The 25,305-nt window shown below is 72.5% G+C and carries 20 protein-coding genes and 2 pseudogenes; 9 read left to right on the forward strand and 13 right to left on the reverse strand.

Features of this window, described 5'->3' with window-relative positions; all coding sequences use genetic code 11:
• Window positions 1-6 precede the first annotated feature (6 nt).
• A pseudogene (locus ACZ7MG_RS30505) lies at window positions 7-573 on the reverse strand (M1 family aminopeptidase); the annotation flags it as partial.
• On the opposite strand from ACZ7MG_RS30505, the gene ACZ7MG_RS30510 reads away from it, so the two are divergent.
• Together ACZ7MG_RS30510 and ACZ7MG_RS30515 are read left to right on the forward strand one after the other, a co-directional pair.
• On the forward strand, window positions 486-905 hold the full coding sequence (locus ACZ7MG_RS30510) for a MerR family transcriptional regulator (protein WP_471386999.1): 420 nt from the start codon (window positions 486-488) through the stop codon (window positions 903-905). The pseudogene ACZ7MG_RS30505 and the gene ACZ7MG_RS30510 sit on opposite strands and share 88 nt — an antisense overlap.
• A 97-nt stretch (window positions 906-1,002) precedes the next feature.
• Complete coding sequence (locus ACZ7MG_RS30515) at window positions 1,003-1,926, forward strand: NADP-dependent oxidoreductase (RefSeq protein WP_471386996.1); 924 nt, start codon at window positions 1,003-1,005, stop codon at window positions 1,924-1,926.
• Between the two features lie 427 nt (window positions 1,927-2,353).
• Here the strand turns inward: ACZ7MG_RS30515 and ACZ7MG_RS30520 are convergent, their stop codons facing one another.
• Window positions 2,354-3,232, reverse strand: a complete 879-nt coding sequence (locus ACZ7MG_RS30520) for an alpha/beta fold hydrolase (RefSeq protein WP_471386993.1) — start codon at window positions 3,230-3,232, stop codon at window positions 2,354-2,356.
• 131 nt (window positions 3,233-3,363) lie between these two features.
• Between ACZ7MG_RS30520 and ACZ7MG_RS30525 the strand changes: the two genes are divergently transcribed.
• Entirely contained in the window at window positions 3,364-5,310 is a 1,947-nt protein-coding gene (locus ACZ7MG_RS30525; protein WP_471387394.1) for a BTAD domain-containing putative transcriptional regulator, read from the forward strand.
• Window positions 5,311-5,396: 86 nt separating this feature from the next.
• On the opposite strand, the gene ACZ7MG_RS30530 is transcribed toward ACZ7MG_RS30525, so the two are convergent.
• Window positions 5,397-6,323 carry a helix-turn-helix domain-containing protein gene (locus tag ACZ7MG_RS30530; RefSeq protein ID WP_471386991.1) on the reverse strand — a complete coding sequence of 309 codons (927 nt, stop codon included), beginning with the start codon at window positions 6,321-6,323 and terminating at the stop codon, window positions 5,397-5,399.
• A gap of 155 nt (window positions 6,324-6,478) precedes the next feature.
• On the opposite strand from ACZ7MG_RS30530, the gene ACZ7MG_RS30535 reads away from it, so the two are divergent.
• The 3 genes and pseudogenes from ACZ7MG_RS30535 (at window position 6,479) to ACZ7MG_RS30545 (ending at window position 8,782) form a co-directional block, all read left to right on the forward strand.
• A complete protein-coding gene (locus tag ACZ7MG_RS30535; RefSeq protein WP_471386989.1) occupies window positions 6,479-7,240 on the forward strand; it encodes a nuclear transport factor 2 family protein in 762 nt (253 codons plus the stop codon).
• 222 nt (window positions 7,241-7,462) lie between these two features.
• Window positions 7,463-8,171: pseudogene (locus ACZ7MG_RS30540) on the forward strand (peptidase dimerization domain-containing protein); the annotation flags it as partial.
• 113 nt (window positions 8,172-8,284) lie between these two features.
• Window positions 8,285-8,782: a cupin domain-containing protein gene (locus tag ACZ7MG_RS30545; RefSeq protein WP_471386986.1), complete on the forward strand. Its 498-nt coding sequence runs from the start codon at window positions 8,285-8,287 to the stop codon at window positions 8,780-8,782.
• Between the two features lie 50 nt (window positions 8,783-8,832).
• On the opposite strand, the gene pdxR is transcribed toward ACZ7MG_RS30545, so the two are convergent.
• Window positions 8,833-10,272, reverse strand: a complete 1,440-nt coding sequence (gene pdxR, locus ACZ7MG_RS30550; protein ID WP_471386983.1) for a MocR-like pyridoxine biosynthesis transcription factor PdxR — start codon at window positions 10,270-10,272, stop codon at window positions 8,833-8,835.
• A gap of 108 nt (window positions 10,273-10,380) precedes the next feature.
• On the opposite strand from pdxR, the gene ACZ7MG_RS30555 reads away from it, so the two are divergent.
• Window positions 10,381-10,782, forward strand: a complete 402-nt coding sequence (locus ACZ7MG_RS30555) for a VOC family protein (protein ID WP_471386980.1) — start codon at window positions 10,381-10,383, stop codon at window positions 10,780-10,782.
• Between the two features lie 35 nt (window positions 10,783-10,817).
• Here the strand turns inward: ACZ7MG_RS30555 and ACZ7MG_RS30560 are convergent, their stop codons facing one another.
• The 4 genes from ACZ7MG_RS30560 to kdpF are packed head-to-tail and all read right to left on the reverse strand — an operon-like array spanning window position 10,818 to window position 15,408.
• Window positions 10,818-11,450, reverse strand: a complete 633-nt coding sequence (locus ACZ7MG_RS30560; protein ID WP_471386977.1) for a potassium-transporting ATPase subunit C — start codon at window positions 11,448-11,450, stop codon at window positions 10,818-10,820.
• Window positions 11,451-11,456: 6 nt separating this feature from the next.
• A complete protein-coding gene (kdpB, locus tag ACZ7MG_RS30565; RefSeq protein WP_471387391.1) occupies window positions 11,457-13,568 on the reverse strand; it encodes a potassium-transporting ATPase subunit KdpB in 2,112 nt (703 codons plus the stop codon).
• Window positions 13,569-13,621: 53 nt separating this feature from the next.
• Complete coding sequence (kdpA, locus tag ACZ7MG_RS30570) at window positions 13,622-15,316, reverse strand: potassium-transporting ATPase subunit KdpA (protein WP_471386974.1); 1,695 nt, start codon at window positions 15,314-15,316, stop codon at window positions 13,622-13,624.
• A gap of 2 nt (window positions 15,317-15,318) precedes the next feature.
• Window positions 15,319-15,408 carry a K(+)-transporting ATPase subunit F gene (kdpF, locus tag ACZ7MG_RS30575; protein ID WP_210947791.1) on the reverse strand — a complete coding sequence of 30 codons (90 nt, stop codon included), beginning with the start codon at window positions 15,406-15,408 and terminating at the stop codon, window positions 15,319-15,321.
• 293 nt (window positions 15,409-15,701) lie between these two features.
• Between kdpF and ACZ7MG_RS30580 the strand changes: the two genes are divergently transcribed.
• Complete coding sequence (locus ACZ7MG_RS30580) at window positions 15,702-16,430, forward strand: ABC transporter ATP-binding protein (protein WP_471386971.1); 729 nt, start codon at window positions 15,702-15,704, stop codon at window positions 16,428-16,430.
• Here the strand turns inward: ACZ7MG_RS30580 and ACZ7MG_RS30585 are convergent.
• The 4 genes from ACZ7MG_RS30585 to ACZ7MG_RS30600 all read right to left on the reverse strand — a co-directional run bounded on the left by ACZ7MG_RS30585 (window position 16,409) and on the right by ACZ7MG_RS30600 (window position 24,370).
• The gene (locus ACZ7MG_RS30585) at window positions 16,409-17,389 is read right to left on the reverse strand and encodes an ABC transporter ATP-binding protein (RefSeq protein WP_471386968.1); all 981 of its coding nucleotides are present in this window, start codon (window positions 17,387-17,389) and stop codon (window positions 16,409-16,411) included. The two genes, ACZ7MG_RS30580 and ACZ7MG_RS30585, sit on opposite strands and share 22 nt — an antisense overlap.
• Before the next feature lie 12 nt (window positions 17,390-17,401).
• On the reverse strand, window positions 17,402-20,242 hold the full coding sequence (locus ACZ7MG_RS30590) for an ABC transporter permease (RefSeq protein WP_471386965.1): 2,841 nt from the start codon (window positions 20,240-20,242) through the stop codon (window positions 17,402-17,404).
• The gene (locus tag ACZ7MG_RS30595; protein WP_471386962.1) at window positions 20,239-23,475 is read right to left on the reverse strand and encodes an FtsX-like permease family protein; all 3,237 of its coding nucleotides are present in this window, start codon (window positions 23,473-23,475) and stop codon (window positions 20,239-20,241) included. The genes ACZ7MG_RS30590 and ACZ7MG_RS30595 overlap by 4 nt, the downstream gene beginning before the upstream one ends.
• A gap of 214 nt (window positions 23,476-23,689) precedes the next feature.
• Window positions 23,690-24,370 carry a HemK2/MTQ2 family protein methyltransferase gene (locus ACZ7MG_RS30600; RefSeq protein ID WP_471386961.1) on the reverse strand — a complete coding sequence of 227 codons (681 nt, stop codon included), beginning with the start codon at window positions 24,368-24,370 and terminating at the stop codon, window positions 23,690-23,692.
• Window positions 24,371-24,613: 243 nt separating this feature from the next.
• Between ACZ7MG_RS30600 and ACZ7MG_RS30605 the strand changes: the two genes are divergently transcribed.
• Window positions 24,614-24,817 carry a hypothetical protein gene (locus ACZ7MG_RS30605; protein WP_471386959.1) on the forward strand — a complete coding sequence of 68 codons (204 nt, stop codon included), beginning with the start codon at window positions 24,614-24,616 and terminating at the stop codon, window positions 24,815-24,817.
• Window positions 24,818-24,991: 174 nt separating this feature from the next.
• On the opposite strand, the gene ACZ7MG_RS30610 is transcribed toward ACZ7MG_RS30605, so the two are convergent.
• Complete coding sequence (locus ACZ7MG_RS30610; protein WP_471386956.1) at window positions 24,992-25,258, reverse strand: hypothetical protein; 267 nt, start codon at window positions 25,256-25,258, stop codon at window positions 24,992-24,994.
• Window positions 25,259-25,305 lie beyond the last annotated feature (47 nt).

Here is a 25,305-nt window from a genome sequence, read left to right on the forward strand (position 1 = left end):
CGTCCAGGCATCGGTGTACGATGTCACGCTCACCGCGGCCCAGTTGCTCGCGAACTCCGCGAACGCCTCGTGCAGCCACAGGTCGTCCCACCAGCGCATCGTGACGATATTGCCGAACCACATGTGCGCCAGCTCGTGCAACAGGTACCGCGCGAAGACGTCCCACTCCGCCCTGGTCGGAGTGGTCCTGCGCAGGAACCAGTCCATCCAGGTGACGCAGCCGAAGTTCTCCATCGCGCCAGGGAACTCGGGCGTGAAGACCTGGTCGTACTTGTGCTGCGGAAACGGCATCCCGAACTTGCCGGCGAAGAACTCGAGCCCCTGGGTGGTCAGGGTGAACAGCTCGTCAGCGGAACGGTCCAGGAGCGAAGCCAGCGACTGCCGAGTGAAAAGCCCGAGATCATGACCAGCGCGGCGCGGCCCCGCACCTCGGGCCGGCTCGCCGGCGGTCTGAACCTGGAGCACGCGGGCGTAGGCTCTCGGGGATGCGGATAGGGGAGCTGTCCAAGCGCACGGGCGTGAGTCCGCGCTCCTTGCGGTACTACGAAGAGCAAGGCCTGCTGACCAGCTCACGCTCAGACGCGGGGCAACGTCACTACGCGGATACCGCGGTCCAGCGCGTGTCGCTCATCCGGCAGCTGTTCGACGCGGGTATGTCCAGCCGGGTGATCATGACCGTGCTGCCGTGTGTGGACATCCCGGGTGACCTGGACGTCGCCGAGGAGACGTTCACGGCGATGATGCGCGAGCGCGACCGGATCGACGCCGACATCGCGCACCTGATCGCGACCCGGGATGCGCTCGACGTGCTGATCAGGGCCAACGGACGGCACCGGGCGGAGCTGTCCAGGTCGTCGGAGCCGGCGGCACGGTCGGGCGGCGGCTCCGACGAGCTGATGGTGTGACCTGCGCCTCAGTCGGTTGCCCCTGACATCGATGTGAGAGGGGAGGATGGCACAGAGCCCGGAATGACCGGGCCGGTCACTCGGGAGGCGGCAGAAGATGGGGCAGGCATGGGGTTTCGGCAGGTATGGCGGGCCCGAGGTGCAGGAGTTCTTCGATCGTCCCGATCCCGTCCCCGGCCCCGGCGAGGTGCTGATCCGGGTCGAAGTCGCCGGCGTGAATCCCCTCGACCACATGCTGCGCTCGGGCCTGGTCCCCGGGCTCGACGGCGGGCGCCCGTTTCCCCTCGTGCTGGGCATGGAGGCAGCGGGAACCGTTCTCGCCAGGGGCGAGGACGTCGACGGGCTTGAGGTGGGTGACGCGGTCTTCGGCTTCGCACTCACTGGTGGCGGCACCTACGCCGAGACGACGGTGCTGTCCGCGCCGAACACCGCGCGCATCCCGGAGGGTCTGTCCGCGACCGTGGCGGCGACACTGCCCGTGACCGGGACGACCGCGGTGGACGTGCTCGACCAGCTCGGCCTCCCGGCCGGTGCGACGGTTTTGGTCAACGGGGTCGGGGGCGGGGTCGGCCTCGCCGTCGCCCGGCTGGCCATCGGGCGCGAGCTGCGGGTGACCGGCACCGGCAGTACGGCGAAGCGCGAGCAGGCCGAGGCCATCGGGGTGCGGTTCATCGACTACACCGCCGGGGACGTCGTCGCCGCGGCACGCGAGCTGGTTCCGGAGGGCTTCGACGGGATCGTCGACCTGGTCGGGGGCGCCTCGCTGCGGGCGGTCGCTCCGCTGGCCCGGGATCCCCGCAACGTCATCGCCGTGGGTGACATGTCCGTGCCCGATCTCGGTGGGCGTTTCGTCGAGCGGCGCCTCGACCGGGAGAACCTGGAGCGGTCAGCCCGGCTGGCCCTCGACGGAGTCCTCGCACCCGTGATCACCGCGGTCCATCCGCTCTCCGACGCCCCGGCCGCCCTCGCCACCGTCGAGGAGGGTCACGCCGCGGGCAAGGTCGTCATCAAGGTGGCATGAGAAGTGCCCGGCCGCCCGGCGCCAACTGACCAGCCTCGCTGGTCAGTTGGCGCATGGGGCGACGGCAGCACGAAGAACCCGGTTCGTGGCCGCAGCGGTCGTACACCCGCGATCCCCGACGCGCCGGGTCCTGGAGGCCGTTGGTGAGCCCTTCGATCCGTCGCTGCCGCGGCAGGTGATCGAGAGCGTGCCTCTTCCTGCCGTGGTCACCCCGCACCTCGCGCCGCGGGCTCCAGCCGGTGGGGATCGTCGTTCCTCGTTCCTGCTCGACGCCTTCGGCCACGCCTCCGACCGGCGCACCCGTATGGAGGGCCTGAACTACGTGCGCGCCGACACCATCGCCGCGGCGAATCCCGCGCCCATCACCGCCCGGTCCCGCATCGAGCCGGGCCGGCGCGTTCGACCGGCATCGGCCCGTCCGTGGCGATCACCGCTTCACCAGGTTCAGGATCAGCGTGGCGATGTCCTCCGGAGCCTCCTCGGCCATGAAGTGGCCCGCCTGGGTGGTGACATGCTGAAGGTCGTCGGCCCACGGCCGCCAGATCGCGGTGGCGTCGAACCCCAACTGCCGACCCCAGTCCTGCTGGACGACGGTCACCGGCATGGTGAGCCTGTTGCCCGCGTCGAGGTCGGCCTGGTCGTGTTCGATGTCGACCGTCGCGGTCGCGCGATAGTCCGCGACGATCGAGGGAACAGCGTCCCGGCAGGCACGAAGGTACTCCGCGCGTACGTCCTTCGGGATCGCGTCGGGGCTCGTGGACCAGATATCGAGGAAGTGGCCGAAGAACGCGTCGGCGCTGCCGGCGATCATCTGCTCGGGCAGACCGGACGGCTGGGCCATCAGATACAGATGGAAGGCCACCGCCGCCCCGACCCCGTGGAGGACGTTCCAGGTGTCCAGGGTGGGAACGATGTCCAGGAGTCCCAGGTGGCTGATCCGATTCGGGTGATCCAGGCCGGCCCGGAAAGCGACATGCGCGCCGCGGTCGTGCCCGACCAGCGCGAACCGCTCGCATCCGAGTGCGTCGGCCAGGCCGACGATGTCCGCGGCCATCGTCCGCTTCGAGTAGGTGTCCTCGGCGACCGCTTCCGGCTTGCCGCTGGCGCCGTAGCCGCGAAGATCCGGGCAGACGACGGTGTGGCGCTCGGCCAGGACGGGAGCGACATGCCGCCACATCAGGTGGGTCTGGGGAAAGCCGTGGAGCAGCACGAGGGCCGGTCCCGCTCCACCGACCGCCGCGTTCAGTTCAACGCCGTCGGCCACACCGATCGACCTGGTCTCGAACCCCGGAATGATGATGTCCATCGTGATCGTCTCCTTCTCCCCTGCTCGTGAGCTGCTGTCGCCACACGTGAACGCATGAACGAGAGGAGGATCGGGGAGCCGGGTCAGCAGTGGATCAGCGGCGGCTGCCCGAAGCCGTCGACAATGAGGAGATGGAGATCCGCGTCAAGGTGCTCGGACCGGTCGAGGTCACGGACACCGAGGGCCGCCCTGTGGCGGTTGGCAGCCGGCGCCGCCGCGAACTGCTGGGACGGCTGGTCGCCGCCGGCGGCCGGGCCCTCCCGCTTCAGGTGCTCGTCGACGATCTCTGGGAGGACCCCCCGCCCACAGCGGCCGGGACGGTCCGCACCTTTGTCGCCGAGCTGCGCCGCGCCCTTGAACCTGATCGGCTTCCGCGAACCCGGTCGCACGCCATCGAGACGGTCGGTACCGGATACGCCCTGCGGGTTCCACGGGCACACGTCGACGCCCACCGCTTCGAGGACACCCTTCGAGCCATGCGCGACCGACCCAGCGGCCAGGTTGCCGGTGTGCTGAGCGAAGCCCTCTCGTGGTGGCGGGGTGAACCGTACGCGGACCTCGACGCCTCGCCCTGGCTGATGGCGGAGCGCGCCCGGATGACAGAACTTCATCGTCAAGCCGTCGAGCTGCGTGCCCGGGCGGTGCTCGACCTCGGACGTGGCGCGTCTCTCGTCACGGAGCTGGAGGCGCTGGCAACGGCACACCCATGGCGGGAGCATGCCTGGGCCCTGCTGTCCCACGCTCTCTACCAAGATGGCCGCCAGGTCGACGCGCTGGCCTCGCTGCGCGACGCGCGAGGCAGGCTGCTGGATCAGTTCGGGCTGGAATCGGTGCACCGTCTCGACCATCTCGAACGTGACATCCTCCGGCGCGCTCCGCATCTCACGCCCGCGCCCCGGGACGAGGACCGGCTACGCCTGCTCACGCGCACGGAAGCGACGGGGACCTACACCCGGCTGCGCTCGATGAGCACCGTCGCGAAGGCCGCCGCAGTCACGGGCGGCACCAACCTGGTCCTTGCCCAAGAGCAACGCGCCGCGGCAGCCGCGGAAGCGGAACGGACTGGGGACCCCGCCCTCACCGCCCGCGTGATCGCGGCCTACGACGTCCCCACCGTCTGGACGCGCCCCGACGACCCCGAACAGTCCGAGGCCCTCGTCGCGACCACCCGACGCACACTGCAGCGCCTTGGACCAGGGGCTCCACCCGCGCTTCGCGCACGTCTGCTCGCCACCATCGGGCTTGAGCATCGTGGGACCCGCGACCGCTGGGCCGCCGAGGCGGCGGCCGAAGCCGAACAAATCGCCCGCGACCTGCACGACCCCAACGTGCTGGTCCTCGCGCTCAACGCCACATTCGTGCAGTCCTTCCAGCACCCCGGGCGCACCAGCGAACGCGATGTGATCGCCGACGAGCTCATCGGCCTCTCCACGCGACACGATCTCCCGATGTTCGAGATCCTCGGCCATCTGATCAAGATCCAGGTCTACGCGGCTCGTGGCGACACCGAGACCGCTCAGCGGCACGTCGTGGCGGCCGAACAACTCGCCACCGTCCACGAGGCGCCGCTCGTGCGCATGCTCACCGCCGCTTTCCGGGCCATGCAGTTGGCAGAACGATCGACCGACGTCGCCGAGGTCGCTCACGCCTACCGCACCGTAGCCACCGACCTCGCCGGCGCCGGCATGCCGGGCGTGGAAGCCGGCATCTTCCCGCTCGCGCTCCTCTCACTCCGTATACGCCATCAGCGTCCCGCGCCAACCGACCCCGACCTCGACTGGGGCCCCTACCGTCCCTGGGCCCAGCCGCTCCTCCACCTTGCCGACGGCGACCTCGAAGCGGCCCGCCGCGCGGCCGCCGCCCTGCCCACACCCCCGGCCGACCACCTGAACGACTCGCTCTGGGCCGTCAACGCACACACGGCGATCCTGCTCCGCAACGCGTCACTGGCCGCACAAGCGCGCGACGCCCTCTCGCCCCTGCGCGGCGAGATCGCGGGCGGAACGACCGCCGTGATCACCTTCGGCGCCGTCGACGACATCCTGGCCACCCTCGATCAGTACCTTGAGCGGCGATGACTCCCACCCTCTGATGCGGCAGGGCCGCAGCGGCAGTCTCGTTGCGCGGTTCCCGGACGGGCGGCCGGCTCGTCGAAGGGAGCGGTTCATCGGGCGAGGGGCGCCGACTCCCCGGAGCCCTCGGCGCGGCTCCGGATCCCGTTGCGGAAGTCGATCGGGGAGCGGCCTGTGCGTTGGATGAAGTACTTGCTGAACTGGGAGGGCGTGACGAAGCCGAGGCGGTCCGAGATCTGGGCGGCGGTCTCGTCGCCGTGTGCCAGCAGGCGCTTGGCTTCCAGAACGACCCGGCGGTCGATGAACTCCTTCGCGCCGAGCCCGGCGCCCGCCAGGGTCGCCCGGGCGAGGGTGCGTCCCGAATAGCCGAGCATGCGGGCGTAGTCCTCCACCCGTCGGGTGGCGGTGAAGTGCTGTTCGACCGCCGCACGGAACCGCAGGTAGGTCTCGTCCGGTTCCGGAGCGGGGCTGTCGGCCGGGACGGTGAGATGGGCCAGCCGCAGCAGGAGAACGGCGAGGAGGTGGCGCAGGGCCGCCCTGTGCATCTCGAGAGGCAGGTGACCGAGCGCCTGGAACTCGCGGCGCAGGTGCTCCGCCGCCATGGTCACCGCCTCGGCGTCGGCGGCGACGGGAGTGGTGACGACCGGTGCGTGCGGATCGTCCACCCGGGCGGCCGTAGCCGTGGCCGGGTCCAGCTCGTCCTGCTGGAAGAGGATCAGAGTGCCCTCGGCGCCGGCGAGGTCGCCCCACTGCTGCACCTGCCCCGGGCGCACCCACAGCCAGGAGCCCGGCCGCAGGGCGTAGGCGTCGAAGTCGACCACGTGCCGGAGGTCGCCCGCGGTGAGCGTGAGCAGGTGATGGAAGTCCGGGCGCTGGGGCCGGGCGAGGGCCTGCTCGGAGACGCGTCGGCGTAGCTCGGCCAGCGACAGCACCTCAAGACCGGCGGGCGTGCCCGCGGGCGCGGCGAACAGGATCTCCGGGATGTCGCGCGCGGCATCGTGTCGCTTCTTGGCCACCACCAGCCGAAAGTTTATCCGACTTCCTCCGTGTCGCTTTTTGACTGTCGAACGTCCCGGTTTCCCCCGGTCGAACCCGTGCCGTCCGCATAGTTTGATCACATCCCCGCTGAACCACCGGCCCGTCACGGCCGGCTCTCCGAGCAAGGAAGACCGTCATGAGCAACGCGAAGAACACCGTCCTCCAGGCCGCCGCCGAACTGTTCGGCGACAAGGACCCCTCCGCCGTGGACCGCTGGGTGGCCGCGGACTACAGGCAGCACAGCACGCTCGCCCCCGACGGGCCCGAGGCCCTGCGGGAGCTCGTCGCCGGCCTGGGTGAGGGCTTCCGCTACGACGGCGCCCGCGTCATCGCGGACGGTGACCTGGTCGCCCTGCACGGCACCTACTACGGGTTCGGTCCGGACCCGCTCGTCGGGTTCGACATCTTCCGCGTCGACGCCGACGGCAAGCTGGCCGAGCACTGGGACGCCCTGACCCCGCTGGTCGAGGACACCCTGTCCGGCCGTACCCAGACCGACGGCCCCGCCGCGGTCACCGAGACCGACAGGACCGACGCCAACCGTGCCCTGGTGGCCGAGTTCGCCGAGAAGGTCCTCGTCGGCGCCGACTACTCGGTGCTGACCGACTACATCTCCACCGAGACCTACCACCAGCACAACACCGACGCCGCCGACGGCCTCGACGGCTTCGGCGCGGCCGCGGCCAAGTGGGCCGAGCAGGGCAAGAACCTCGTCTACAAGAAGGTCCACCAGGTCATCGCCGAGGGCGAGTTCGTCCTGACCCAGTCCGAGGGCGAGTTCGGCGTGCCCGTCGCCTACTACGACCTCTTCCGTGTCGCGGACGGCAGGATCGTCGAGCACTGGGACGTCATCGCCCCCGCCCCGGCCGAACTCCCGCACGGCAACGGCCTGTTCTGAGTCCCGCCTCGACAACGGCGTCATCCTGCTCGGCTGGACGGCGCCCCCGGCAGCGCCCCGCCGGCCGGCTCAGCCCCGCACCACCCGCAGGGTCCGTACGGACGGGTCGGCCGCGTCCGGGATCAGGAGGCCGTGTTCGACGCCGCTGCGCAGGGGCTGATCATCTCCGCCGCGATCCGACCCGCCGCCCGCTGAGTTCCAGGGCGGCGGGTTCGGGCAGGTGGACCGGGGGCCGTGGCGCTTCTGCTGGAGTACGACGCCCTGCCTGGGCTCGGGCACACCTGCGGACCCGGCGTGTCCGACCGGGTACGGGCGCCGCTGACCGCGCGGGAGCAGTACCGGGTCGTCTTCCGGGGCAGGGCCGCCCACCCCACGGGCGACCCCACCGAAGGCATCGACGCCCGCGCGGCGCTGATCGAGCTGTTCCACGTCCTGTCGGCGCTCGGCCGGCGACTGCCGCAGGGATCGCACATCCAGGGGATCGTCACGCACGGCGGCACCGCGACCAACCTCGTTCCCGATCTCGCCGAGGGCCGCTTCGGACTGCGGGCGGTGACCACAGCCGCGCTGGACGAGTTGGCGGCGCGACTGCGCACGTCGACGGAGGGCGTCGCCGTGGCCACCGGCACCTCCTTCGAGGTGGAGCGGGCGAGCGTCCGCTACGAACACTTCCGGGACAGCCGGGTGCTGTCCGACCGTTTCGCCGGCCATCACCTCGGACATCGGCAACGTCAGCGGCCGGGTGCCCGCCATCCACCCCTTCGTCGCGATCGTGGACTCCGGCGGCAGCGACCACACCCCCGAGTTCGCCACGGCCGCGTCCTCCGAAACCGCCCGTCGCGTCCTCACGGCCGTGGTGGAGGCACTGTCCTGCACGGCCTTGGACGTCCTGCGGGACCCGGACCTGCGTGCCCGAGCCTGGAGTCGGATTGACCCAGGATTTCCGGCCTTCAATGCACCATTCTCCGGGTCTTTCCGGGGCCTAGATTCAGTGGTGTCGCCGGGTACACCGGTCGGCGGAACCACTGAGACCCAGGAGTGACCATGACGTTCACCGGTGCTGCGAAGCCCGTCCTCGTCCGCGCCGACGAGGCCGAGACACTGCGGGACGGAGCGACCAGTCTGATCACGCTGCTGGCCGACGCGAACGCCACCGGTGGTGCGTTGACCGCCAACCGCGCGACGCTGCACAAGGGTTCACCCGGTGCTCCCGCGCATTTCCACACCCGCGCCACCGAGATGTTCCATGTGCTCGGCGGGTCCATGCGGATCCTGCTCGGTGAGGAGGTACTCACCCTCGGTCCGGGTGACTTCCTGACCGTCCCGCCGACCGTGCCCCATGCCTTCGCGCCGGCCCCGGACAGCGAGGCCGAGATGCTCGTCGTCTTCACCCCGGGCATGGACCGGTTCGACTACTACCGGCTGCTGGAGCGGGTGCACCTGGGCGCGGCCTCGGTCCAGGACATCCGCGACAGCGCCGAGCGGTTCGACAACCACTACTGCGAGAGCCCCGTCTGGCAGCAGGAACTCGCCCGGCGCTGAACCCGCGTCCGTACCCGGGAACCGGCCGTGACAGAGAGAGTCAGAGAGAGTCAGAGACAGGGAGATGCCGTCGGTGCGGGCGGCAGGATCCGGCAGAGCGCGTCGAGGGCGGCGGCGTATCCGTGGTCGGGCGGGGACGCGTAGCCGACGACCAGCCCGTCGAACAGCGCGGTCCCGGTGGCGGGATGGCGGAAGGCGTCGAGTGCGTCGAGTGCGAGGCCGACCCGGGTGGCGGCGTCCACGGTGGCGGTCGCGGTGCCCGGGGGCAGACGCAGCAGCGCGTGCAGACCGGCGGCGATCCCGGTGACCTCGATGTGCGGCGTGTGCTCGGCGAGCGCGGTGACCAGGCGGTTGCGGCGGTCGCGGTAGCACTGGCGGGTCCGGCGGATGTGCCGGTCGTAGGCGCCGCAGGTGATCAGGTCCGCGAAGGTGAGCTGGTCCACCACACCGGTCCAGCGCTCGCGCAGGCCCTTGACGGCGAGGACGGGAGCGACCAGTCGCTCCGGCAGGACCATCCAGCCCAGCCGCAGCGCGGGCGACACGCTCTTGCTCGCCGACCCGACGTACACCACGTGGTCGGGGTCCAGCGCCTGGAGCGCGCCGACCGGTTCGCGGTCGTACCGGAACTCCCCGTCGTAGTCGTCCTCGATCACCACACCGTCCCGGGCTCGCGCCCAGTCCACCGCCGCGTTGCGCCGCGCCGGAGCCAGGGGGCCGCCGACGGGGAACTGGTGGGCCGGGGTGAGCAGCACCGAGCGCACACCGCGCCGCCCGTGCAGTTCGTCCGTTCTCGTGCCCAGGTCGTCCAGGCCGAGCGGCACCGTCCGTACGCCGTCGGCCGCCAGCAGGTCGCGGTGGAACGCCAGGCCGTACGCCTCGACGGCAGCCGTTCCGCGCAGGACACCGCCGCCGAACAGCAGCCGCAGCGCGTCGGAGAATCCCGAGCAGATCACGATGTGTTGGGGGACGGTCCGTACGCCCCGTACCCGGGCCAGGTAGTCCGCGAGCGCGGTGCGCAGCTCGATGCGGCCCTGCGGGTCGCCCGGTCCGAAGGCGTCGTGCGGCGCCGCGGTGAGCGCCCGGCGGGTCGAGGCCGACCACGCGTTCCTCGGGAACGACGAGGCGTTCGGCCGTCCCTGCCGCAGATCGTGCGCGGGCGTGACGGACCTCGCGGACGGCTGCTTCGGCGGGGGCACCGCCCTGGCGGGTGCGGCGCTTTCCGCGACCCGGGTTCCCGAGCCCTGGCGGGCGGTGAGCCAGCCCTCGGCGACCAGTTCCGCGTAGGCGTCGGCGGCCGTGTTCCGTGCGATGCCGAGGTCGGCGGCGAGCGAACGGTAGGACGGCAGGCGGGCCCCCGCGGCCAGCCGGCCTTCCTGGATCGCCTCACGCAGGGCGCGGGCGAGGGCGGCCCGGCGCGAGCCCGTCCCGGTTAGTTCGAGGTACAGGTCGGCGCCGATCCGCTCGGCCGAATTGACCCAGGATTCCGACACTTGACTGCACCTCTCGGGGGGTCTGTGGGTCTCCTAGATTAGTGATCTAGTGATCATCACGGACACCACCACCTCCTCCAACCCCACCACCACGGGAGAGTACTTCGCATGCTCGACGCCTCCACCCGGATCAGACTGGCGCGCCCGTCCCGGGACCTCGCCGCCGCCGAACGTTTCTACGCCGAAGGGCTCGGGCTCGATGTCCTGTGGCGGACCACGGAACGCGTCCCCGGCGAGCACGACCTGCTCATGGTCGGCCCGCCCGACGGGACATGGCACTTCGAGATCACCCACGACCCGGAGAACCCGTTGGAGCCCACCCCCACCGTGGACGACCTCTTCGTCGTCTACCTCGGCGCCCCCGTCACCGAGGAGCAGATCGAACGTCTCCTGGCCGCGGGGGGAACCAGGGTCGCCGCACACAATCCGTACTGGGATCAGCACGGAGTGACGATCGCGGACCCGGACGGCTACCGCCTCGTCCTGTGCACACGCTCCTGGAACGCGTAGCCCACGGCCCGCCCTTGCCTGAGACTTGGGGGCCGTCACTTGTTCGCCGCGAGGTCCTTGAGCGCGATGTTGAGTTGGAGGACGTTCACGCGGGGCTCGCCGATGAAGCCGAGGGTGCGGCCCTCGGTGTGGTCGTCGACGAGCTTCTGGACCCGGGCGACGGTCAGTCCGTTCCTCTCCGCGACCCGGTGGACCTGGAGGTCGGCGTAGGCCGGGGAGATGTCCGGGTCCAGGCCGGAGCCGGAGGAGGTGACGGCGTCGGCGGGGACCTGGGAGGGCTTGACCTTGTAGTCGGCGGTGGAGTTGTCCTTGACGACGCGGGCCTTGGCCTCCTTCACCCATGTGATGAGGTCGGCGCTGTCACCGGAGCGGTTGGTGGCGCCGGACAGGAGGAGCTTGTACTGGGTGTTGACCGTGTTCTCCCCCAGTCCGTTGGCCGGACGGGGCTGGAAGTAGTCCAGGCTGTAGCCCTGTTGACCGATCAGCGAGGAGCCGACGACCTTGCCGTCCGCCGTGATCTCGGAGCCGTTCGCCTGGTTGTGGAAGAGGGCCTGCGCCACGCCGGTGACGGCCAGCGGATAGAGCACACCCGTGAGCACGGTCAGCACGAGCAGTGCCCGCAGGCCCGCCCCCAGCAACCGGCCGGTGTTCGCGACGGAGTTGTTCATGGTCCTTCACCCGATCCCGGGGATCAGAGAGATGAGTACGTCGATGAGCTTGATGCCGACGAACGGCGCGACCAGGCCGCCCAGTCCGTAGACCGTGAGGTTCCGCCGCAGCATGCGATCCGCGCCGACCGGCCGGTAGCGGACGCCCTTCAGGGACAGCGGCACCAGCGCGATGATGATCAGCGCGTTGAAGACGACCGCGGAGAGGATCGCGGAGTCGGGTGAGGACAGGCCCATGATGTTGAGCTTGTCCAGGCCCGGGTAGACGGCCGCGAACAGCGCCGGGATGATCGCGAAGTACTTGGCGACGTCGTTGGCGATGGAGAACGTCGTCAACGCGCCCCTGGTGATGAGGAGTTGCTTGCCGATCTCGACGATCTCGATGAGCTTGGTGGGGTCGGAGTCGAGGTCCACCATGTTCCCGGCCTCCTTGGCGGCCGAGGTCCCGGTGTTCATGGCCACGCCCACGTCCGCCTGGGCGAGGGCCGGCGCGTCGTTGGTGCCGTCACCGGTCATCGCGACCAGCTTGCCGCCCGCCTGCTCCCGCTTGATGAGGGCCATCTTGTCCTCGGGGGTCGCCTCGGCGAGGAAGTCGTCGACGCCCGCCTCCTCCGCGATCGCCCGGGCGGTCAGCGGGTTGTCGCCCGTGATCATGACCGTCTTGATGCCCATGCGCCGCAGTTCCTCGAACCGCTCCCGCATGCCCTCCTTGACGACGTCCTTGAGGTGGACGACACCGAGGATCCGGGCGCCCTCGGCGTCCTCGACGGCGACCAGCAGCGGGGTGCCTCCGGCCTCGGAGACGCGGGTCGCGAGCGTGTCCGCGTCCTCGGCGACCGTGCCGCCCCGCTCGCGCACCCAGGTGATGACCGAACCGGCCGCGCCCTTGCGGACCTTGCGCCCGTCGACGTCCACGCCCGACATCCGGGTCTGCGCGGTGAAGGCGATCCACTCCGCACCGGCCGACTCGCCCTGGCTCCGCCCGCGCAGCCCATACGTCTCCTCGGCCAGGGCGACGATGGAACGGCCCTCGGGGGTCTCGTCGGCCAGCGACGACAGCTGGGCGGCGTCCGCGAGTTCGGCCTCGGTCACCCCGCTCACCGGCACGAACTCCGACGCCTGACGGTTACCGAGGGTGATGGTGCCGGTCTTGTCCAGCAGCAGGGTGGAGACGTCTCCGGCGGCCTCGACCGCACGGCCCGACATCGCCAGGACGTTGCGCTGGACCAGCCGGTCCATGCCCGCGATACCGATCGCGGAGAGCAGCGCGCCGATGGTGGTCGGGATGAGGCAGACCAGGAGGGCGACCAGGACGACCATCGTCAGGTGCGTGCCCGCGTAGTCCGCGAACGGCGGCAGGGTGGCCACCGCCAGCAGGAACACGATCGTCAGCGACGCGAGGAGGATGTTGAGCGCGATCTCGTTCGGCGTCTTCTGCCGGGCCGCGCCCTCCACCAGGCTGATCATCCGGTCGATGAAGGTCTCGCCCGGCTTCGTCGTGATCCTGATGACGATGCGGTCGGACAGCACCTTCGTCCCACCGGTGACGGCACACCGGTCGCCGCCGGACTCCCGGATGACGGGCGCGGACTCGCCGGTGATCGCCGACTCGTCCACCGAGGCGACGCCCTCGACCACGTCACCGTCGCCGGGGATGATGTCGCCCGCCTCGCAGACGACCAGATCACCGATCCTCAACTCGGTGCCCGGGACCCGCTCTTCGGCGTCCCCGGCGATCCGCCGCGCCACGGTGTCCGTCTTGGCCCTGCGCAGGGTGTCGGCCTGCGCCCTGCCCCGGCCCTCGGCGACGGCCTCGGCGAGGTTGGCGAAGACGACGGTCAGCCACAACCAGACGCTGATGGTCCAGCCGAACCAGTCACCCGGGTCCTTGAAGGAGAAGACCGTCGTCAGTATCGAGCCGATCCACACCACGAACATCACGGGCGACTTGACCATCACCCGGGGATCGAGCTTGCGGAAGGCGTCCGGCAGCGACCTGACCAGCTGCTTGGGGTCGAACAGGCCCGCGCCGACGCGTCCTTCGCCGTCGCCGTCGCCGGACCTGTGGCCGGTCGGCCCGTCACGGTGCGGCGCCCGGGCCGGGGTGGCTGTGGACATCGAGTCCTCGTGCTTCTCTGATTGCTTCTCTGGTTGCTTCTCTGTGCGGGTGGTCATGACGCCAGCCCCTCGGCCAGCGGCCCGAGCGCGAGCGCCGGGAAGTACGTCAGACCGGTGATGATCAGGATCGCGCCCACCAACAGACCGGTGAACAGCGGCTTCTCCGTGCGCAGGGTCCCCGCCGTGGCCGGGACCGGCCGCTGCTCGGCGAGCGAACCGGCCAGCGCCAGCACGAACACCATGGGCAGGAAACGGCCGAGCAGCATCGCGATGCCGAGCGTGGTGTTGAACCACCGCGTGTCCGCGTTCAGCCCCGCGAAGGCCGAGCCGTTGTTGTTGGAGGCGGAGGTGTAGGCGTAGAGGATCTCGGAGAATCCGTGCGCCCCGCTGTTGGTCATCGAGTGGGCCGGGGTGGGCAGGGCCATCGCGACGGCGGTGAAGACGAGCACCAGGGCCGGGGTGATGAGGAGGTAGCAGGCGGCGAGCTTGATCTCGCGGGTGCCGATCTTCTTGCCCAGGTACTCGGGGGTGCGGCCGACCATCAGCCCGGCGATGAAGACCGCGATGATGGCCATGATCAGCATGCCGTAGAGACCGGAACCGGTGCCGCCGGGCGCGATCTCGCCCAGCATCATGCCCAGCATGGTGATGCCGCCTCCGAGGCCGGTGAAGGAGGAGTGGAAGGAGTCCACCGCACCCGTCGAGGTGAGCGTGGTCGCCGTCGCGAAGATCGACGAGCCTCCGACGCCGAAGCGGACCTCCTTGCCCTCGTACGCCCCGCCGGCGATGTCGAACGCCGGTCCGTGGTGGGCGAACTCGGTCCACATCATCAGGGCGGTGAAGCCGATCCAGAGGGTGGCCATGGTGGCGAGGATCGCGTAGCCCTGCTTGACCGAGCCGACCATGAGGCCGAAGGTGCGGGTCAGCGCGAAGGGGATGACGAGGATCAGGAAGATCTCGAAGAGGTTCGTGAACGGAGTGGGGTTCTCGAACGGGTGGGCACTGTTGGCGTTGAAGTAGCCGCCGCCATTGGTACCGATCTCCTTGATGGCCTCCTGCGAGGCGACCGCGCCGCCGTTCCACTGCCGGCTGCCGCCCATGAACTGGCCGACCTCGTGGATGCCGGAGAAGTTCTGGACGACACCGCGGGCGACCAGCACGACCGCGGCGACGACGGACAGCGGCAGCAGGATCCGGGTCACCCCGCGCACCAGGTCCGCCCAGAAGTTGCCCAGCTCACCGGTGCGCGAGCGGGCGAAGCCGCGTACGAGGGCCACGGCGACGGCGATACCGACGGCCGCCGAGACGAAGTTCTGCACGGCCAGACCGGCGGTCTGCACGACGTGGCCCATGGCCTGTTCGCCGTAGTACGACTGCCAGTTGGTGTTCGTCACGAAGGACACGGCGGTGTTGAAGGCCTGGTCCGGGTCGATCGACGCGAAGCCGAGCGAGCCGGGCAGCACGCCCTGGAGGCGCTGCAGCAGGTAGAGGAAGAGCACGCCGACGGCCGAGAAGGCGAGGACGCCGCGCAGGTACGCGGTCCAGGCCATCTCGGTGTCGGGGTCGGCACCGATGCCCCTGTAGATCCACCTCTCGACCCGCCAGTGCCTGTCGGAGGAGTAGACCCTGGCCATGTAGGTGCCGAGGGGGTGGTGGGCGAGGGCCAGCGCGCCGATCAGGGCGAGCAGCTGGAGGACGCCGGCGAGTACGGGACCCGTCTCCCCCGCTGCGGCGGCAGCCGATGTCACGGTCAGAACCTCTCGGGGAAGAGCAGGGCGAGGACGAGATAGCCCAGCAGGGCGACGGCCACGATCAGGCCGACGACGTTTTCGGCGGTCACAGCTTCGTCACCCCCTTGGCGACGAGAGCCACCAGCGCGAAACCCGCGAGGGCGACGACGACGAAGGCCATATCGGCCATCGCGAACTCCTAGGAGGGGGTCGGAAGAGGGGCGGACGATTAGAGGAAAGCGCCTCTTGGCCGGATCGGACCGCCCGTTGACGGGTCTCTTACGGTGGCGCCCTCGTCCTTGACGGAACTCATACGGCCCCGGTCCGGAATCATCAGGAGCGTGCCGGGGCGGGCGATGGGATACTGGCGCGCTGCGGGATCTGCGGAGCATACGGGGGCGTGATGGGGCAGGCGGTGGCCGCGGCCATGCTGCGGGTGGCGGATGTGCACAAGTCGTACGGGCGGGGCGCGGGCGCCGTGCATGCTCTGCGGGGCGTTTCCTTCGAGGTGCCTCAGGGGGAGCTCGTCGCCCTCAGGGGGCGCTCGGGGTCGGGGAAGACCACGCTGCTGAACATCGTCGGGGGTCTGGACGAACCGGACGGCGGACGCGTCGTCGTCGACGGGCTGGACCTCGGGGACCAGGGTGAGGACGACCTCCTCGCGCTGCGCCGGGAGCGCATCGGCTTCGTCTTCCAGTCCTTCGGGCTCGTCCCCATCCTCACGGCCGCCGAGAACGTGGGCGTACCCCTGCGGCTGCGCAGGGCGGACCCGCGTGAGCGGCGGGAGCGCGTCGAACTGCTGCTGTCCCTCGTGGGGCTCGCGGACCACGCCGCGCAGCGCCCGGGCGAGTTGTCGGGCGGGCAGCGCCAACGGGTCGCCATCGCCCGCGCGTTGGCCAACAGCCCCTCGATCCTCATCGCCGACGAGCCGACCGGTCAGCTGGACGCGGAGACCGGGCACTCCGTGATGGAACTGCTGCGCGCGGTCGTCCGCAGCGAAGGGATCACGGCCCTCGTCGCCACCCACGACACGACCCTGCTCGATCTCGCCGACCGGGTGCTGGAGTTGAGGGACGGCGAGATCACCGAGGCCGGCGAGTCGACCGGGGGTCAGGGTCCGTCGTCACCGTGACGGCCGTGCCGGGCGTCGTCCGGGCGGACGGCGATGTGGTCGGGCTCCAGTTCCAGGGCGACGCGGTCGCGCATGCCCAGGGCCCGGGTGTACTCGGCGGGGAGCTGGAGGCGGCCCGCCCGGTCGAGCATGGCGTACTCGCGGGCGACCAGGTTCTCCTGGCCGGTGGCGGAGTCGACCTCGCTGTGGCGCAGGACCTCCGTCGCCGTGCGGCCGTCCCGGATGGCGACCGTACGGCGGACCTCACCGGCGACCGCCTGGTCGTGGGTGACGATCACGATGGTGGTCCCCAACTCCTCGTTGGCGGTGCGGAACGCGGCGAAGACCTGCTCGGCCGTGTGGGAGTCGAGTTCGCCGGTGGGCTCGTCGGCGAGCAGGACCGCGGGATCGCCCGCGAGGGCGACGGCGAGGGCGACGCGCTGCTGCTGGCCGCCGGACATCTCGTGCGGCCGGCGGTCGTGGCAGGCGGCGACGTCCAGCAGGGCGAGGAGTTCCCTGGCGCGGTCGGCCCGGGATCGGCGGCCGCCCCGGGCGCGGGCCAACTGCAGGGGCAGGGCGACGTTCTGCGCGGCGGTGAGGTAGGGCAGGAGGTTCTGGGAGGTCTGCTGTCGGACGAAGCCGACGGTCGTGCGACGGTAGGCGAGGCGTTCCTTGGCGGACATCGTGGCCAGGTCGTGGCCGTCGACGCGGGTCGCGCCGGCGGTGGGCCGGTCCAGTCCGGCCAGGATGTTCATGAGGGTGGACTTGCCGCTGCCCGAGGCGCCGACCAGGGCCATGAGTTCGCCCTTGCGCACGAGGAGATCGAGGCCCTGCAGCGCCTGCACCTCCACACCGTCGGCGGAGAAGATCCGCACCAGCCGGTCGCAGGTGATCAGGGCGTCCTGGCCGTAGGCGGCCGCGTCGTCGCGCGCGGCGCGGGCGCGGTCGGCGAGTTCGTCGAAGGTGGGGCTACTGGTCATCGGCTGCTCCATCTAGTTGTCACCCAGCCTCAGTTCGCGTATCGAGCCTCGTCGGCCGGTCCACCAGGCCTGGCCCGCGGGCACCCCGACGGCCAGGAGCAGTACGGCGAGCGCCGGCAGCGCCAGCGAGAGCGGATCGGTGCGCAGCACGGCCCCCTCGACGGCGGACGGGGAGGACACGGCGATGGTCGTGAGGTCGACGCCGGGCGCCAGCAGGTGAATGGCGGCCCAGCCGGTGAGCATGCCGCCGGCCGCGGCCAGGAACGCCTGCGGGAGGGCCGTGAGGATCAGCAGGCGGCGGCCCTGGGACCGGGTCATGCCCATCGTGCGCAACCGGGCGAGCAGGGCGCCGCGTTCGGGCGCGGTGCGCAGCACGGTCAGCACGAGCGCGAGGATCGCGTACCCGGCGCCCGCGGCGACCGCGACCGCGTACAGGCGTTCCGCGCCGGACTGCAGCGGTGAGTCGACGTGCCGTGCGCGTTCCTCGGCGCGCAGCCGGACGGTCGCCGCCGTGCCGTCGGCCGCCGAGCGCAGCGCCCGGCCGTCCAGGGCGTCGCCGGTGAGCAGCAGGGTCGTCGTACGCGCCGCGCCGCGGGGAAGGCCGGACCGGTCCACGATCAGGAAGTCGTCACCGGAGACGGCCGGGGTGCGGTCCCGGACCAGGACGATCCGGACGGTGACGGAGGTGCCGTCCGGGAGCAGGACGGCCTGGGGGCCGGTGCCGTACTCGTCGGCCACCCGGGGTGAGGCCAGCGCGGGCAGCGGCCGGTCGGCGCCGGCCGAGGTACCGGCCTCCGCAGGCGTACCGGAGGTCGCACCGGCGCCATCCGTCGTACCGGCCCCCGTCCGCCGGAGGCGCGTCGCGTCGAACGGTCCCAGGCCCGTGCGGTGCGACAGGCGGGCGTAGGCGTCGGGGTCCACACCGGCCAGCGGGAGCGGCTGACTGCCTTGTTCCGGCTTCGCGTCGTAGGTGACGGTCGCCTCCGTCATGTCCCGTACGCCGGGCAGGCGGCGTACGCGGTCGGGCAGGGCTCGCGGCAGTGCGCCGGTGAGGGTCTCGACGCGGCCGTCGGCGCCCACGTCGCGCAGGGCGGCCTGGTCGCGGGCCGCCGTGACCCCGGCCAGAACCGAGCCGCCGAACGCGGCCGTGGTCAGGGCGCAGAGCAGGGCGAGCAGGGGCAGCACGGCGAAGCCGGGGGCGCGGGCCACCTGCGCCAGCGACAGCGGTACCACCAGGCCGCGCAGGCGGGCGGTCGCCCCGCTCAGCGCGCGCAGCGGCAGGGGGTGGAGGCGGGCCAGCAGCAGCGCCGCGACCACGCCCGACAGCAGCGGGGCGGCGGCCACCAGGGCGGTGCTGCCGGAGCCCTGTCGGCGCAGGGCCACGACGGCTCCCGAGGCGATCACCAGGACGGTCAGTTCCGCGACCGTACGGCGCCGCGACGGCCGGGCGGCGGTGAGGTCCTCCCGCCCGTCGTGCAGCCGTACCGTGCGGTGCGCCACGACGGCGCGCACCGGGAGCGCGAGGCAGGCGAGCAGGGTGACGGCGAGGGCGACGGCGACCGCGGGCGCGGTGCGGGCACCGGGCAGGGCGAGGATCGCGGCGGTCAGGCCGAGGGCGCCGGCCGGTACCGCCACCACCGCCGTCTCCGCCAGCAGCCGCACGGCCAGGCCGGGCAGTGAGGCGCCGCGGGCCCGCAGCAGGGCCAGCTCCGCGCGCCGGCGATCGGCCGCCACGCCGCCGGCCATGGCCAGGACGATCACGGCGAGGCTGCCGGTCCCGACGGCGGCGAGGAGCAGCAGCGGCTCGATGCCGGCCCGTAGCCGGGCATGGTGCGCGAGGACCTCGTCGAGGTTCGTCTCGGCCTCCAGGCCCTGGTCCACGGCCTCCCGCAGTCGCTCCACTCCCGGCCCGGACTCCAGGGCGGCCACGGCGGACGTCAGACGGTCGAGGTCGTGGCCGCGCAGGCCGGTGACGTCGGGGGCCACATGCCAGTACCGGTCCGGGCGGCCGGGGGTGCCGAGGAGCACCGGGCCGGCGTCGGGGGCGAGCAGCAGGCCGCCGAGCCAGTGGACCTCCGACGGCGGAAGGTCGGGCCGGCGGCTCAGCGCGGGGGTGCGCAGCACCGGCAGGGTCGACCAGTAGGCGCCCTCGGGGACGCGCGGGACGACGATCGCGGTGACCCGGACGGCGAGCGGGGCGCGTCCCGAGCCCGGTACGTGGATCACCGAGCCGACCCGGATGTCGAGGGTGCGGGCGGTGTCCACGGTGACGGCGGCCTCGACCTGCTCGGTCGCCGCGGTGACCGGCCCGCCCGTGGTGCGCGGCAGCCGGCCCTCGCGTACCCGGGCGTGGGAGGCCAGGTCCTGCTGGGCGGCGAGCACCAGTTGCGCGGGCCGGCCGGCGGGCTGGGGAAGCCAGTCGTCGGACGCCTCCAGGGGGACGGTCGTGCGGACGCCGTACGACGACTGCGCTCGGTCGGGGACCAGCGGCGCCTCGGCGGTGGCGAGAATGGCGGCCCGCGCCTCGGCCAGCGGACCGGCGCGCAGGGCGGCCTCCGTCTCCGCGACCGTGTCCATCCAGGGCAGCGGGACCCGCACCTGCACGGTCGTCCGGTCGGGCGCGGCCTGTTCGACCGCCCGGCGCAGCCCCGCGTCCCCGTACCGGTCGACGGCACGCGGGTACGCGGCGGCCAGCGCGGCGGTCACGGCCACCAGGAGCGCGAGGGCCACGGCCGTACCGGCGAAGGCCCGCAGCCGGGTCCGCAACCCGGCCCGTACGCGCGGCGCGACCGTTCGCGTCGGCGGAACCGCCCCCGTCCCCCCGCCCCGAGGGGGCTCCGGCCGCGTGGTCACTGCGTCACCTCGTCCCTGAGAGCCGTCACGGGTTTCGCCCGTCGCAGGGCGAGGGCCGCGGTCACGAGCGCGGGGCCCGCCGCGAGGGCCGCCAGCAGGACGGCCAGCCGCGCGAGCGGGAGGTCGACCAGCACCGGTGGGAGCGGCCGGGTGGCCTGCCCGGTCAGGACGACGAGGGGGACCAGCGCGTGCGTCAGCACCGTGCCCAGGACCGTGCCGACCAGCAGCGCCAGGGCCACCAGGACGCCGTGCTCCACGGCGACCAGCCGGGCCAGCCGGCGGCGCGGTGTCCCCAGGGCGCGCAGCACGGCGAACTCACCGTCCCGGGTGCGCATCGCCCCCGCCGCGCTCACCGCGAAGCCGAGCGAGGCGAAGAGCACGGTCACCGCGGCCGCCGCGGTCAGCGCCGCTTCCGGGGCCGCCCCGAACGGGTCGTCGCGCAGCTCGGCCGCCATCTCGTCGCGGACCAGCACCTGTTCCGGATCGATGTCGGGCAGGGCGCGCAGGGCCGCCGCGGTGGCGGCGGGCGCCGTGCTGCCCAGCCACCATTCGGTGGGCTCCAGGCCGGTTCCGTAGCGGTCCTCCAGCACCCGGTCGACCGCCCGGAGGTCGACGAGGAGGGCCCCGCCGTCCCGGGTGGTGGCCTCCGTCGTGGGCAGGGCGCTCGCGGTGCGGACGATGCGGACGGGCACGGCACGGCCGTCGAACGTCACCTCCACGCGCTGTCCTTCGCGGGCGCCGGACGCGCTGAGGTACCGGTCGGTGGCGACCGCGACGATCTCGGGCGCCGCGGGCTGGGCGACCTCTAGCCGGACCTCCAGCGGCAGGGTGGTCTGCGCGAAGTCGGGCAGTTGGTACCCGGTGCTGTAGGTGAGGGTGAGGGGTGCCGTCGACGTGACCCGGGGCAGGGTCGGCCTGGCGTCGTCGTCGGGCGGCGCGGCGGCCGTGTCGGCCTCGACCGCGGTCGTCCACGTCGTCGGCAGGGTCAGCCGCCGGACGGCGCCGTCGTCCGCGGTCGCCGTGAGTGCGTCGAGGACCAGGCGGTGCCGGTCGGGGCGGTCGGCCGGCTGCGGCGTGCTCAGCCGGAGCCCGGTCAGCGCGAGCGGGCCCCGGGCGCCGTTCAGGTCCGGGGTCAGCCGGTGCGGGCGGCCGTCGGCGGCGAGGCTGCCGGACGGTAGCTCGTAGGAGGTTCCGTGCCGGTCCCGCAGGGTGAGCGTGATGTCCGCCTCCGACCCCGGTGTGCTGCTGTGCAGGGTGGCGGTCAGGGTGAGCCGGGCCGTGCCCGCCGGTATCGCGACGCCCGCGGGCGTTCCGCGTGGCGCCAGTCCGGCGAGCAGCGGACCGTCGGTCAGATCGGGCCGCGCCCGCACCACCCCGGCGGCCTCGGTCGTGTTCAGGGCCACCACGGTCGCCTCGCGGCTGCCGGACAGCGACACCGTGCCCCGGACCGCGGGGGCGATCGCGTCCACGTGCGGAAGGTCCGCGTAGACGTCCGTACGGCCCACACCGCCGCCCCCGGAGGCCAGGACGCGCAGGTCGGCGCCCGCGCGGAAGTCGGCCTGGTCGGCCTGGGACCGGTGCCAGGACGCGTTCTGCCCGATCGCGATCACCCCCAGCGCCACGGAGATGACCAGCAGCATCACCGGGCCAGCCCCCCGCATCGGCCGGCGGCCGAACTGCCAGCCGACCATGGCGGCGGTCAGTCCGGGCCCGCGTGCGAGGAGTCGCTCGCCGGCGCGCGCCAGCGGGGGCAGCAGCCGCAGCACCAGAACCGTTCCGGCGAGCAGGACCAGGGCGGGCGCCACCACCAGCAGCGGGTCGACGCCGAGGACCCCCTCGCGGTCGGCGGTCACCGCGCCGGAGCGCTGGCTGCCGAGCAGCCAGAAGGCGACACCGGCCACGGCGAGCAGCCCGACGTCCGCCCCGGCACGCAGCGACGCGGGCAGCGCGCCCGCCCGCGGCGCGACGGTGCCCGCGAGTGACGCCCGCCACGCCGGGACGGCCACGGCCAGCGCGCAGAGCGCGGCCACGCCCGCGGCGACCGCCCACACCTCGGGGCGGCCACCGGCCGGCACGTCGACGGGCACCCCGGTCCGGCCCGGCGCGCCCTGCCCGGCCAGCAGCCGCGTCAACGGCCCCGACAGCAGCGGCGCGACGAGCACCGCGGGCACGGAGATCAGCAGGGCCTCCAGTGCGGCCAGGCCCGCCAGCCGTGCCCGGGTGGCACCGCGCGCCCGCAGCAACCCGGTCTCGGCCGTCCGGTCGGAGTCGAGCAACCGGGCGACGAGCAGCAGGGCGCAGGCCGCGAGCAGCCCGAGCTGGCCGGCGACGATCAGCAGGCCGGCGCGGGTGACCAGCAGCGAGCGTTCGACGCGGTCCAGTACCTCGGGCAACCCGGTCTCCGCCGTGGTCGCGCCGCTGAGTTCGGGGCGCTCGCGCAGCTCCGCGGTGCCCGAGCGGGCGGCCTCGCGCAGCGGGCCGATCCGCTCCGTCGTCAGCGAGGAGTAGTCGGCCGAGACCAGCCAGCCCGACGCGCCGACGCTCACCCGGCCCGACGCCGGCACGCCCGCGGCGGTGAGCAGGGGCCCGTACGTCGTGAAGCTCGACACCTCCGTGCCGCGGCCGCCCAGGTCGTCCAGCCGCCAGTAGGGGCTCCGCGCGTCCACCGGCCGGTACACGCCGGTGATCAGCACGCGCACCGCCGGGCCGTCCAGCTGGTCGGTGACGGTCAGCCGGTCGCCGGGCGCCACCCCGAGCCGCCGGGCGGCGCTCTGCGGCAGCGCGGCCTCGATGGTCCCGGCGGTCCCCGTTTCCCGGGGGAGCCGTCCGGTGACGGTCCGCACCTGTGTGGGATCCAGGGCCGCGAAGTACGTGAGGTTCGGGTTCCCCTTCCGCTCGGAGGGCGGCCGTAGCTCCTCGGGCAGGGCGTAGGGCCCGGACCGCAGCAGGGTGCGCACACGCACGGGCAGCCCGTCGAAGACGGTGCGGGCCCCCGCGCGCACGGCTTCGTCGGCCGCCCGCCGCTCGTCGCCCGGCACGTTGGCCTTGAGCACCAGCGCGGCCTCGGCGGCGGTGCGCCGCTCCGCGAACGACCGCCGCAGCGCGGCGTCGCCCATCGCGCCCGCGTAGGCGGTGAGCGCGGCCAGCACGGCCGTGGTCAGCAGCACCGTCAGCAGCACGGCACCGACGAGGGCGCGATACGCCCACGCCCGCAGCACGATGAATCGCAACACGCCCGCAGGCGCCGCTCGCTCCCCCACCAAGCCCCCCGTTTTCCAACCACACGAACCGGAACGCGACGCGGCGTCGGTGGCGTGCGACTGCAAGAGGGCATTGTAGGAACGATTTTGGTCGCGTTGTGATCGAATATCGGACAGTCTTGAAGGGTTCTCGTCGGCGAACAGGCCTGATGCAGATGGTCAGTCGGACCGATCGGCGGCTGCGGGGTCAGGGTCGTTCGGCGCGGATGACGACCAGTTCTTCGCGGCTGTCGCCCTCGCCGATCAGCCCCTGGCGCATGAGCCAGGCACGGCGGGACCGCAGCACCGGGCCGTACGGGACGTCGGCCCGGTCGACGACCGACGCGCGGAGTCCGGCGTCGGCGAGGCGCCGCAGCGTGACGTCGGTGCCGCACAGGCTGGAGTGGACGATCAGCAGGGCACCGCGCGGGCGCAGCATCCCGGGTGCCGCCTCGCAGAGACGGTCGACGAAGACCCGTCCGTCCCGGCCCGCTTCCCAGGCCCTGGCCCGGCCGCCGCGCGGCAACCGGCCCGCGGGCGAGGGCACGTAGGGCGGATTGCTGATCACCAGGTCGTACGCGCGCCCCGTCGCGGCGGTGGTGAGGTCACCGTGCCGGACACGGATCCGTCGGCGGGCCAGCAGCGCGTTGACGCGGGCGGTGAACACGGAGAGCCACGAGATGTCGACCGCCGTGACCCGGGCCCCCAGCCGCGCCGCCTGTACGGCCACCGCGCCGCTGCCCGTCCCCAGTTCGAGGACGTCGGTCGAGGGGCCGATGTCCTCCCGGCACAGGGCACGCGTCAGCAACTCCGTGTCTCCCTGCGGGGCGTACACACCTGGCGGAGTCAGCAGCAGCGTCGACGTCGACACCAGCGAGTCCGGCGTCATCGAGTACCTCCGTTCCTTCCGGCACAACGGCGTCACCGCCGTCACGAGCCATCCGGTCCGAGCACCTTCACCCGATACGCCCGCATGTGCGCCTCCGCCGAGTGCCCCGGGATCCGTGATGCACACGCTCCTGGATCGCTTGACGAGGCGGGTGTGCCCCCGGGCGGCCCTCCGGGTTGTCCCGGGGATCGTCGGGTACTCGCGCAGGCACATGATCGACGCGACCGCGAAGGAGGTTGCGCGATGCCCGTTCCCGAGGAGCAGGATCAGGAGCAGGGGCACGAGCCGAGGACGCGGAGCCCGGGCGATGTCGTGGCGGAGGAACCCGCGAAGGACGAGGGCGGCGTCGCACATGGCCGTATGCGCCCTCCGGGCCGGACCCTGCGCGAGGCGATGGAGTCGGTGCGGGCCCGGCAGCAACGGCCGACGGAGGACCAGGGCCGGTGACGGCACCGGCCGGTCATCCGAAGGCAGTCCCACCACGAGGAACGGCGCACACACCGCGGGTCGCCTCCGGCCCCACCCCGCCCTACGACTCGGACGAACAGCGGCGCCCCGTCCGGCCCAGCCGGAGGAGACCGCGCCGGCCTACGTCTGCCCGGCCTCCGACGCCGTCTCCAGCTACACCGTCGGCGAAGTCATCGCCATGACCGGCGACATCGTCGACACCCGCTGACGCGCCGCACCGCGGTGCCCCGGGCGGATCCGCCGCAGCGGCCTCACCGCCGACCTGATCGCCAGGGCGGCCGGGTCGGGCCCCCAGCTGCCCCATCCCGTCCCCGGCAGACGGCGGATCAGCAGGAAGGAGGCGGCGTCCGGCCCAGGCGGCGGCCGACTCCGGTCGACCCACTGCTTCCGCGGCGCGGAGACCGGCTGCGCCACCGTCATCGCGGCCAGGCCCGAAGCCCCGGCTCGGCGCTCTCGGGCGCCTCCTC

The sequence above is a fragment of the Streptomyces sp. NPDC107538 genome (genome assembly GCF_055657445.1).